The organism is Erwinia sp. (genome assembly GCF_031978025.1).
In the GTDB taxonomy this organism is placed as follows: domain Bacteria; phylum Pseudomonadota; class Gammaproteobacteria; order Enterobacterales; family Enterobacteriaceae; genus Erwinia.
Genome location: NZ_DALZCD010000170.1, coordinates 1 through 9,221 on the forward strand (window position 1 = coordinate 1; position 9,221 = coordinate 9,221).

Sequence of the window (9,221 nt, forward strand, 5' to 3'; positions counted from 1 at the left end):
CGCGGTATCCAAATCTGTAACGCCTGGTTCAGCACGTTTTTTGCCAACGGCGACAAGGCGAAAACGGTGGATGAATTTATCAACCATCGCGATTTCCTTCATGCCATGGGCGCTAAAGTTATTGGCTGCTCCGAGCAGAGTAAAAGCATTCAGGGTACGACGTTGGCGGTACTGGAAGAAAAGCCGCACTTTACCGAAGAGGAGTGGCGGCTGACCGCGGAAGGCTATAACGAGCTGGCCGCGCTGGCGGCGGAAAAGGGAATGCAGGTCTGTCTGCACCACCATATGGGCACGGCTATCCAGACCTCGGCAGAAATCGACAAATTTATGGCGTTGACCCATGACGATGTTTATCTGCTTTTCGATACCGGCCACGCTTATTATTCGGAGGGCAACCAGACGCAAATGCTGGCCATCCTGGAAAAATACCTGCCGCGTATTAATCACGTGCATCTGAAAGACGTACGTGATGAGGTCGTTTCGCAGGTCAGAAGCCAGCGGCTCTCTTTTCTGGACGGTGTAAAAAAAGGCACCTTTACCGTTCCCGGCGATGGCGTAATTGATTTTGACCCGGTATTTAAAATCCTGGATGAGTCAGGCTACAAAGGCTGGATGGTCGTCGAGGCGGAGCAGGATCCGGCACTGGCGAATCCATTTGAATATGCCGTAAAGGCCAGAAAATATATTCGTGAACATACAGGTCTGTAAGCGGGCACTGCCGGCAGAAGAACGGTAAGTGGCCAGGGCCGTAAATGGCGCAAGCTGGCAAGCAGTAAATATCGAAGGCTGTGAAGTAGCAAATGGTGGAGGCTGTGAAGCAACAAATTGCGAAGGCTGGAAAGGCGTAAATTACGCAAGCTGGCAAGCAGTAAATGTCGAAGGCTGTGAAGCAACAAATTGCGAAGGCTGGAAAGACGTAAATTACGCAAGCTGGCAAGCAGTAAATGTCGAAGGCTGTGAAGCAGCAAATTGTGAAGGCTGGAAAGCAGCAAACGGCGAAAGCAGGAAAACGGAAGCAGGCGATCCTGCCATACCCGCACCAGATGGCGAACTGTCTGTTAAGACAAACCGTGCGGTAGGTAAAAAAACGTTAAAGCCGACAAGCCAATAAAAATAGCGCCTGACCTGAATCAGGCGCTATTTTTTTAGAGAGTTATTTCAGCACTACCGTGTTGATAATATTTTCTGCTTCGGTCTGCGACTGCTGCTGATTTTCCGCAGGCAGCGTAATCTGCAGCGTCAGCAGTTTACCGTCAACTTTTGCCAACAGCACCGACGACCAGGAAGACTGGCCTTTAGCCGAAATGACAGAATCCAGCTGCTGCGCAGGCTGGCCTTTGAGATCGAGAGATTTATTCGTCACCACCTGCAGCTGCGCATCGCGGTTACGCTGCTGAGCTTCCAGGCGTTTTGCCAGCACGTCCAGGCCTTCATTCGTGGCGTCGCCTGCAATCACGATAATCGCTTTCTGGCCAGAAGCGTCGGCATACACATGCATATTATTGGCTTGCGTGCCCATTTTTCCACTCTGATCGGACATGCCTGCCGGAAGCGAGAAGCTGAGCTTGCCGTCCATCAGGGTAACAGTCTGGCTGCTCTGGCTGCTGCTGACGCCGTTATCATCGGCGGCGGCTTTATCGTCTTTGCCGTCGCAGGCGGCCAGTCCGACCACCAGTAAACCGATACCGGCATATTTTAGTAAGTTACGCATCGTGATCCCTTTTACGTTAGTCGTTCGCGTTGTTCAGCAACTTATACAATAGTAATCAGCGGCTAAAAGCAACCTGCCGTGGTGTGCCGCCCTGCCAAAAGCCATTGCCAGGCGCCACGCCACAGTGTGACAGACTAGCCGAAGTTGACCTGAGTGCCAGAGGATTTTTCTGTTAGCCGCTTCAGCGTGGCGTTTAACAGTACGCCATAGGCGGGCAGGAAGAAAATGATGCAGATAAGCACTTTGAAGCTGTAGTCAACCATCGCAATTTCTACCCAGTTCTGCGCCATAAAGGCATCGGGACTTTTATAGAAAGCGATAAAGAAGAATGCCAGCGTATCGCTGATATTGCCCAGGAACATAGCGGAAGCGGGAGCGACCCACCACTGTGGCAGCTTACGCAAACGGTTAAAGACATGCACATCAAGGATCTGTCCCAGCGCATACGCCATAAAGCTGGCACAGGCGATACGAGCAACAAACAGGTTAACCTTCGTCAGCGCGGCCATTCCCTGCCATTCGCCCTGATAAAACAGCACGGAGATGCCATAAGAAATAAACAGCGCCGGGATCATCACGGCAAGAATAATCCGTCGGGCCAGCGGAGCGCCAAAAATCCTTACCGTCAAATCGGTAGCCAGAAAAATAAACGGAAAGCTGAAGGCGCCCCAGGTCGTATGGAAGCCAAAAATGGAAACAGGCAGTTGCACCAGATAATTACTGGAGGTAATGACCAGCAAATGGAAAAGCGACAGCCAGATCAGCGCGTGTGTACGCTGACGAGAAGAGAAAGAGATCATCGATGTAACCTTTTTTAACAATGGGGTGAGGGAACCCAAAAAAATGTCTCGCCTGAGCGATTGCGCGGCATCTTACCGAAACAGCTTGCTAATGCAATGGTTAATTTTAGCGCAAACGTTGTCGTTAAGGGCTGGCTTGCACATGTCGACGCCGGGGGTAAAATAGGGCATTTCCTGTCTGATTGAGAATGTTATGAGTGAACCGTTCGCAAATCCCGACCAAACCCTGGACGCCCTGGGTCTGCGCTGTCCTGAGCCGGTAATGATGGTGCGTAAAGCCGTGCGCCATATGCAGGAGGGCGAAACGCTGCTGATTATTGCTGACGATCCCGCTACCACCCGCGATATTCCCGGATTCTGCCGTTTTATGGAACATACACTGTTGGCGCAGGCGACCGAAGCGTTGCCGTATCGCTATCTGCTAAAAAAAGGGCTGTAACAGAGCATGCTGCCCGCCTCGAAACGGGCAGGCCATGCTTAAGTTAGCGCTTACTCAGTAACCGCAGCGCATTTGCCGTGACCAGCGCGGTCGCACCGGAGTCTGCCAGCACCGCCAGCCAGAGTCCGGTAATACCCAGGAGCGTGGTGACCAGAAACACGCCTTTCAGTCCCAGCGACAGTGCAATATTCTGTCGGATATTGGCGTGGGTAGCTCGTGCCAGACGGATCATTGTTGCCAGCCCCGCCAGCCGATTATGCGTCAGCGCCGCATCGGCGGTTTCCAGGGCCACGTCGCTGCCACCGCCCATAGCCACGCCCAGCGTCGCCGCTTTCATCGCCGGGGCATCGTTGATACCGTCACCGACCATGGCGACCGCATTTTGCTGATTCAGCTCACGAATAGCCGCTACTTTGTCCGCAGGCAGCAGGCCAGCGCGATAGCCGATGGCGAGTTCTTTGGCGATGGCTGCCGCCGCGCGCGGATTGTCACCGGTCAACATAACCGTTTCTATGTTTAAGGCATGCAGTTCTTTCAGCGCGGCAACCGCATCCGCGCGCAACGTATCGCGCAGCGCGATAAGCCCGACAGGCATACCGTCCTGGACAACAATAACAACCGTATTCCCGGCCGACTCCAGCGAGGCAACATCTGCCCGCTGCTCTGCTGCCAGCGTCAGTCCGCCCGGCGCGCAGATTAAAAGTTTGTGGCCACTAACTACCGCTTCTATTCCGCTTCCGGCCATGGTCCGCTGGGCCGTAGCGGCAGGGATCGCAAGCTGGCGCTGCGTGGCTAACTGCACAATCGCTTTAGCCAACGGGTGAGAAGATCCCTGCTCGACAGCCGCGGCGTTGGCCAGCAGCTCCGCCTCGCTGAAGTGGGCGAAAGCCTTAATGCTCTCAATCCGGGGTTTGCCCTCGGTCAGCGTGCCGGTTTTGTCGAATGCCAGCGTACGTATGGCGTTCAGGTTTTCCAGCGCCGCGCCGCCCTTGATCAGCACGCCGTGTCTTGCCGCCGCCGCGAGGCCGGAAGTTATCGCCGCTGGCGTAGAGATAACCAGCGCGCAAGGGCAGCCAATCAGCAATAACGTCAGCCCTTTATAAATCCACGGCTGCCAGTCGCCCGCAAGCAGCAGCGGCGGCACAATGGCCACCAGCAGCGCAATGGCCATGACCAGCGGGGTATAGATGCGGCTGAAACGATCGAGAAAACGCTCGACCGGCGCGCGGTTGGCCTCAGCTTCTTCAATCAAATGCAGGATACGATCGATAGCGCTTTGACCCGGTTTTGAGGTGACTTTCAGCCTGACCAGGCGATCGACGCTCAGGCTCCCGGCCACAACAGGCTCGCCCGCCAGGCGTTCTACCGGCATGGATTCACCGGTCAGCGCGCTTTCGTCAAAACTGGCAAAAGGCGTGACCAGACAGGCATCAGCAGGGAGACGCCCTCCCGCGGTAACCTCTATGAGATCGCCAGGGCGAAGTGCGCTCACGGCCACCGTTTCGCGCGTTTCACCCTGAATGCGCAGCGCCTGCTCGGGTTTTAACGCCATCAGCGCCGTTACGCCACGGCGGGCACGTCCTGCAGCAAAAGCCTCCAGACGTTCGCCAAGCATAAACAACAGCAGCACCATTGCCGCCTCAGCGGTCGCGCCGATAAAAAGTGCGCCAAGCGCGGCCACGGTCATTAACGTTTCAATGGCGAAAGGTGTCCCGCTACGCATCAGGCGTAGTGCGGTGCGGGCTACCGGCCAGCAGCCTACCAGCGTAGTAGCGGTAAAAGCGATTTTCCCGGCCTGAGGACTCATCATCTGTAGCAGCCAGCTCGCGAGAAGGAGTCCGCCGAGCAGCAATAGCATCCTGTTTTCCTGCCAGAAGCCGACTGGCTGTGCGGCGGGTTGTTCGCCAGATCTCAGGGAAAAACCCGCGTTGGCTACTGCCTGTTCAACCTGCTGCCGTATGTCCTTATTGGCGCTGACTACCAGCTTTTCCGTAGCGAAAAGCACGCGAGCCTGGGTCACCCCAGCCAGCTGACCTACGGCATTTTCGATCTTTTTAGCGCAGCTCGGGCAGTCCATACCGCCGATCTGCCAGCTGTAGTCCGCGCCAGACCCGTCGCTTTCCTCATCAGGTGGCGAATCGGCAGGAGCAGGAGCGCAACACCCGTGAACAGAGAGTATTTTTCCTGCTTCGGGACGTGGCCTGCTGCAGTTTTGCTGGCCCACCGGGTGGCGCTGCCCGCAAGAGCAGGGGAAAGATGAAGAGTGATGCATGATGCCTCCTGATAAGCCTGACGGGTAACCTTCCTGTCAGGCTTATCTTACACTCTGGAGTGGACTCCAGAGTCAAGGCAAAAATCAGAGGTAAAGTGAGCGGACGATCATGAAGTGTCCCGCAAAATAGCAGGCAGCCGTAATGGCGCTGTCCGCAGCAAAGCGGCGACGATAATGACTAATCAGCCAGACAATGTTGGCGAACAGCAGCAGCGAGGTCCCGACCATCAGCGAAAAACCGTAATCCGTCGGCCGGAAAGCATACTGTTCGGTGGTCAGCCAGACCATCAGCAGCGTCATACCGATAAAGGTACACACCGGCCAGCGTAACTCCTCAAGCTTTGTCCAAATTGCCGCAATCAGCAGCGCACCGATAACTAACACAGTAAGAGGGATCGGCCAGAAGAATGTCAGCGTCATATGGCTGGCGAAGCAGATGGTGTAAAGCAGATGCGACAGGAAGAATGCGCCGATAGCATAAAGCATGCGCCGCTCGGGCAGCAGCATTAAGGCATCACCGACCAGCGTCGCCAGTAAACCAAACAGGATAAGGTAATCCGTAGCGCTCAACACTGGCGCTTGCCAGGCCCAGGCGAGCAGCAGTAAAAGCGTGACCGGTTTAAAGACCCAGCGCTGCCATTGTGGGCCACGGTAAGTAGCGTCAACGTACAGCCAGCCGGAAAAAAGCACTGCCAGAAACGACCAAATCATAATGTGTCCCTTTGTTTTTAGAGGCTAAATTCCACAGTTCTGATTTTAGTTTAGGACAGGGGCTGACGATGTGACAATGAGAGGTCTCTGGTTGTATTCTTTGTGCCCATGTTGAAAAAATGAGGAAAAGTCGTGAAGCCACCCCTGATCTTTTTTATTACGCTGGCCATCATCGCCGTGCTGGCGACCCGGCAATTTATCAAGCAGCGGCAGGAAGTGGCAGTGAACGATGCTTCACCTGTACGCAGCCTGCCTGTGGAAATCAAAGATAAACGCGAAGTTTCTACCTCTGCGCTACGCTCGCGTCAGCGTGAAAATGTACCGGTTGAAGCAATGCGATACGAAGCGTGGTTTCATCCCCTGAACGGTGCAGGGGATTTTAAGCTGGTGCTGAAAGCCAACGACTACCGCCAGCTGGAACGAGGTGAGAAGGGCGAGCTGCAGGTACAGGGCACCAGGTTTATCGCTTTCCGGCCACGCTGACAGCCTGGCCGGGAAAGGCCTTAACGTGTATGGCCTGCGTTACTGTTTCGGAAATTGCTTTTTTTGCCAGGCCAGCAGCTCAAACACGCCAAAAAAGAAGATTCTGGCCTGAAGGATGCCGCTCAGTTTAGGGGCATCTTTAGGCTGCGTGGCGCGCAACAGAACCAGCTGCAAACCGTGCATAATCACCATAAAAAACAGCGCGACATTGATAAAATATTTTAGTGGCGCGGGGTAAGGATGGACCAGGTTCAGCAATAAAAAGGCCCATACGCACAGCATCAGTGCTCTGCCCAGATTAGTCAGCATGCGTTTCTCTCTTTTCGGGGGAACGACGAACATAAAGACGGCTGGCGACCTGACCGGCGATTTTTTCCCGGTGCAGATGCCAGTTTACCGGCACGGGCGGTACCCCGTTTTCCACTTCGCTTTCCACGTAGATTAATGCTTCTTCTGCCAGCCAGCCCTGGCTTTCCAGCAACGTCAGCGTTTCTTCCAGTAATCCCTTACGAAAAGGGGGATCGATGAAAACCAGCTGGTGAGGTTCGCCGGCCTGAGCCAAAAACTGTAGCGTGTTGGTATTGATTACCCGGCCGTTCGCCGCGCCGAGCGTAGCCAGATTTTTCCCCAGCTGCTGTGCGACGGGACGCTCCAGCTCCAGCAACGTGGCCGATGCCGCATGGCGAGACAATGCCTCCAGTCCCAGCGCGCCGCTGCCGGCAAAGCAGTCCAGGCAGCGTGCACCCTGAATATCGGGTGCGAGCCAGTTAAACAGCGTCTCACGCACGCGGTCGGTAGTCGGGCGCAGTCCGGCGCTGTCGGGTACAGGCAGCTTTCTGCCGCGCCATTGGCCGCCAATAATGCGGATCTGTCCGGCGCTGCCGCCGCGAGGTTTTTTATTCATCTGACTTAACTCTTCATAATTTGTTGCACAGTTTAACGGGCTTACCGGACAGAGGAAACGTAAAAAGGGTGCTGTGTTGCGTCAGCAGGAAAGTGTTAGACTAGGGGATTAAGATTATTTTCAGAGACCTGACGGTTTTTTCCCCGCGAGGAGCGTGTTTACACCATGGCAAAAAATAAAAAACGTGGCTTTTTTTCCTGGCTGGGATTAGGACGCGAAGAAAAAGCGCCTGAGGAAGAAGTCCAAACGCCAGAACAGCCGCAGAGCGAAACAGCGCATGCCGACACGCCACCTGAGGTTGAGCAGCGTGCCGAAGCCGTTGTAGAAGTGACGGAAACCGTTGCTCGCCAGCAGGCTGAGCAGGATCCGCAAGAACAGGTTAGCCCCGCGCCGGAAGAGAGCGCTGCTGTAAAACCGGAAACACAGCCGGAAGAGATTGCCGTCGCGAAGCCAGAGCCGGAAGAGGAATGGCTGCCGGAAGAAACGGCCGGCCTGGAGCCAGAAGAAGAGTGGCTACCGGAAGAGACGGCGGCCGTGCAGCAAGAGCCAGAGCTTTTGCCTGAAGAAATTGTCGCCCCCGACCCCGAGCCGGAAGAAGTGACGATCGCGGCAGAACAGGCCGACGAAATCACGCCGGAAGAGCTGGAAGCTGTCGCGCTGTCTGCAGGCGCCTCAGCGGCGGAAATGAAGGTCATTGAGGAAGAAGAATCCGTCGCTGCCGCGCTGGTTAAAGTCGAACAGGCTAACGCTGCGGAAGAGCAGGTCAGCGAAGAGCAGACGCGTCCGACCAAAGAGGGCTTTTTTGCTCGCCTGAAGCGCAGTCTGGTCAAAACCCGACAGAATTTAGGTTCCGGCTTTGTCAGCCTGTTCCGTGGTAAAAAAATTGATGATGAGCTGTTTGAAGAGCTGGAAGAGCAGCTGTTAATTGCCGACGTGGGCGTTGACACTACGCGCCGGATTATCAGTAATCTGACTGCTCAGGCAAGTCGCAAACAGCTACGCGATGCTGAAGCGCTGTATGGCTTGTTGAAGCAGGAAATGGCCGACATTCTGGCGAAAGTTGAAGCGCCGCTGGACGTGACCGGCAAAACGCCGTTCGTTATTCTGATGGTCGGCGTCAATGGCGTGGGCAAAACCACTACCATCGGCAAGCTGGCGCGGCAGTACCAGGCAGAAGGCAAATCGGTGATGCTGGCGGCGGGCGATACCTTCCGTGCAGCTGCAGTCGAGCAGCTGCAGGTTTGGGGCCAGCGTAATAATATCCCGGTGGTGGCTCAGCATACCGGTGCGGATTCCGCTTCGGTGATTTTCGATGCCATCCAGGCGGCGAAAGCCCGCAACGTGGATGTGCTGATCGCCGATACGGCCGGACGCTTGCAGAATAAATCGCATTTGATGGAAGAACTGAAGAAAATCACCCGCGTCATGAAGAAACTGGATGAACAGGCGCCGCATGAGGTTATGTTGACCATCGACGCCAGCACCGGTCAGAACGCCATAAGCCAGACTAAGCTGTTCCATGAGGCGGTGGGCCTGACGGGCATCACATTGACCAAGCTGGACGGTACCGCCAAAGGCGGCGTGATTTTCTCTGTAGCCGATCAGTTCGGTATTCCTATTCGCTATATCGGCGTTGGCGAAGGCATCGAAGATTTACGATCGTTCAAGGCGAACGATTTTATAGAGGCACTATTTGCCCGAGAGGACTAGTTAGGATGATTCGCTTTGAAGAAGTCAGTAAGGCTTATCTCGGCGGTCGGCAAGCGCTGCAGGGAGTAGATTTTCATCTGCAACCGGGAGAAATGGCGTTTCTGACCGGGCACTCCGGGGCGGGGAAAAGTACCCTGCTGAAACTGATCTGCGGTATCGAGCGCCCCAGCGCCGGCCATATCTGGTTCAGC

12 protein-coding genes are annotated in these 9,221 nt (G+C 55.2%); 6 read left to right on the forward strand and 6 right to left on the reverse strand.

Annotated elements, in window-relative coordinates; genetic code table 11:
* The coding region (iolE, locus tag RTK32_RS13980; RefSeq protein WP_312044944.1) for a myo-inosose-2 dehydratase at window positions 1-708 on the forward strand (708 nt) is incomplete at its 5' end.
* Window positions 709-736: 28 nt separating this feature from the next.
* Window positions 737-1,111 carry a hypothetical protein gene (locus RTK32_RS13985; RefSeq protein ID WP_312044946.1) on the forward strand — a complete coding sequence of 125 codons (375 nt, stop codon included), beginning with the start codon at window positions 737-739 and terminating at the stop codon, window positions 1,109-1,111.
* Window positions 1,112-1,153: 42 nt separating this feature from the next.
* On the opposite strand, the gene RTK32_RS13990 is transcribed toward RTK32_RS13985, so the two are convergent.
* Both RTK32_RS13990 and RTK32_RS13995 read right to left on the reverse strand, forming a co-directional pair.
* The gene (locus tag RTK32_RS13990) at window positions 1,154-1,711 is read right to left on the reverse strand and encodes a DcrB family lipoprotein (RefSeq protein WP_312044948.1); all 558 of its coding nucleotides are present in this window, start codon (window positions 1,709-1,711) and stop codon (window positions 1,154-1,156) included.
* A 134-nt stretch (window positions 1,712-1,845) separates the two neighbouring features.
* Window positions 1,846-2,511 carry a 7-cyano-7-deazaguanine/7-aminomethyl-7-deazaguanine transporter gene (locus tag RTK32_RS13995; RefSeq protein WP_312044950.1) on the reverse strand — a complete coding sequence of 222 codons (666 nt, stop codon included), beginning with the start codon at window positions 2,509-2,511 and terminating at the stop codon, window positions 1,846-1,848.
* A 193-nt stretch (window positions 2,512-2,704) separates the two neighbouring features.
* On the opposite strand from RTK32_RS13995, the gene tusA reads away from it, so the two are divergent.
* The gene (gene tusA / locus RTK32_RS14000; RefSeq protein WP_312044952.1) at window positions 2,705-2,950 is read left to right on the forward strand and encodes a sulfurtransferase TusA; all 246 of its coding nucleotides are present in this window, start codon (window positions 2,705-2,707) and stop codon (window positions 2,948-2,950) included.
* 43 nt (window positions 2,951-2,993) lie between these two features.
* Here the strand turns inward: tusA and RTK32_RS14005 are convergent, their stop codons facing one another.
* Together RTK32_RS14005 and RTK32_RS14010 are read right to left on the reverse strand one after the other, a co-directional pair.
* A complete protein-coding gene (locus RTK32_RS14005) occupies window positions 2,994-5,222 on the reverse strand; it encodes a zinc/cadmium/mercury/lead-transporting ATPase (protein WP_312044954.1) in 2,229 nt (742 codons plus the stop codon).
* Between the two features lie 84 nt (window positions 5,223-5,306).
* Window positions 5,307-5,933, reverse strand: a complete 627-nt coding sequence (locus RTK32_RS14010; RefSeq protein ID WP_312044956.1) for a lysoplasmalogenase — start codon at window positions 5,931-5,933, stop codon at window positions 5,307-5,309.
* A gap of 132 nt (window positions 5,934-6,065) precedes the next feature.
* Between RTK32_RS14010 and RTK32_RS14015 the strand changes: the two genes are divergently transcribed.
* Window positions 6,066-6,416 carry a DUF2500 domain-containing protein gene (locus tag RTK32_RS14015; RefSeq protein WP_312044958.1) on the forward strand — a complete coding sequence of 117 codons (351 nt, stop codon included), beginning with the start codon at window positions 6,066-6,068 and terminating at the stop codon, window positions 6,414-6,416.
* Window positions 6,417-6,455: 39 nt separating this feature from the next.
* Here RTK32_RS14015 and RTK32_RS14020 read toward each other — a convergent pair whose 3' ends face one another.
* Entirely contained in the window at window positions 6,456-6,725 is a 270-nt protein-coding gene (locus tag RTK32_RS14020) for a DUF1145 family protein (RefSeq protein ID WP_312044960.1), read from the reverse strand.
* Window positions 6,715-7,320: a 16S rRNA (guanine(966)-N(2))-methyltransferase gene (rsmD, locus tag RTK32_RS14025; protein WP_312044962.1), complete on the reverse strand. Its 606-nt coding sequence runs from the start codon at window positions 7,318-7,320 to the stop codon at window positions 6,715-6,717. Before rsmD ends, RTK32_RS14020 begins: the two co-directional genes overlap by 11 nt.
* 165 nt (window positions 7,321-7,485) lie before the next feature.
* Between rsmD and ftsY the strand changes: the two genes are divergently transcribed.
* Entirely contained in the window at window positions 7,486-9,030 is a 1,545-nt protein-coding gene (ftsY, locus tag RTK32_RS14030) for a signal recognition particle-docking protein FtsY (protein WP_312044964.1), read from the forward strand.
* Between the two features lie 5 nt (window positions 9,031-9,035).
* Window positions 9,036-9,221, forward strand: a 186-nt coding sequence (locus RTK32_RS14035; RefSeq protein WP_312044966.1) for an ATP-binding cassette domain-containing protein, incomplete at its 3' end; no start/stop codon positions are given.